The 697-nt window shown below is 35.6% G+C and carries 2 protein-coding genes; both read left to right on the top strand.

Going from position 1 to position 697, the window contains the following annotated elements:
- Positions 1 to 38: 38 nt before the first annotated feature.
- Entirely contained in the window at positions 39 to 359 is a 321-nt protein-coding gene (locus tag HMPREF2700_RS05020; RefSeq protein WP_070590709.1) for a hypothetical protein, read from the top strand.
- The coding region (locus tag HMPREF2700_RS11995; protein WP_283129673.1) for an IgG-binding virulence factor TspB family protein at positions 304 to 697 on the top strand (394 nt) is incomplete at its 3' end. The genes HMPREF2700_RS05020 and HMPREF2700_RS11995, both read left to right, overlap by 56 nt.

Genomic DNA, 697 nt, shown 5'->3' with positions numbered 1-697 from the left:
TAATCTAACTTTCAGCAACCATTACGAAAGTTAGCATTATGTTTTACATTTCAGAAGAAGAATTGAGATTTAAAAAAGATACGAATCCCAATTATTTAAATGAAAAATTGTGTCATGTGTTTATAGCTGAAATGTTCAGACTTAAAGAAATTTATCCAATTTCTGATTTTAAGAACATGGTAAAAAGTGCAGCTCAATATTTCTTAAATCGAACATATCTTGATGATATGTTAGTTTTTTTTGAAGATGGCTCGTTTTTAAAATTTCAGTTTTTAGAACATGGCTTTGAATGTAAAGAGTTCTATGATGGTCAAATTTCTACGGCTTATTATTATGGCCGTTATTCTATTAGGATTTAATTTTAAAGCTCATGCTGAATTAGTTGTTGAATCAAATGGAAGAGTACGTGTTTCTACTGGCGGTTTTAATCAAAATGGCGTTAGAACTTGGCGGTATTTAGATAATGGGCGTGGTGGCATGGGTGGGAACATGTTTTATCATGAAAATTCAAGTAAATCTCTAGCTGTCCGTGATGCTTCAACAGGCTTTAGATCTGCCTCAACTGTCCCTGTAACTATAGAAGCCCAAGTATCCCGAAAAGCCGTCCTTCAAGGCGCATTTGGCCTGGTAAAAAAAGGCGCGGCATTAGGGACACGTTTATCAGGTTGGGGTACAGCTGCTTATTTCGCCTACCAAG

Origin of the sequence: Neisseria sp. HMSC068C04, assembly GCF_001810105.1 — a bacterium.
GTDB lineage: Bacteria > Pseudomonadota > Gammaproteobacteria > Burkholderiales > Neisseriaceae > Neisseria > Neisseria flavescens_B.
Note: the sequence above shows the minus strand (reverse complement) of the source record. Positions and strands in the feature narration are given on the sequence as shown.

Bases quoted from the DNA above. Each gene is read 5' to 3' on its own strand.
- HMPREF2700_RS05020 (WP_070590709.1), top strand. From the start codon at position 39: ATGTTTTACATTTCAGAAGAAGAATTGAGATTTAAAAAAGATACGAAT.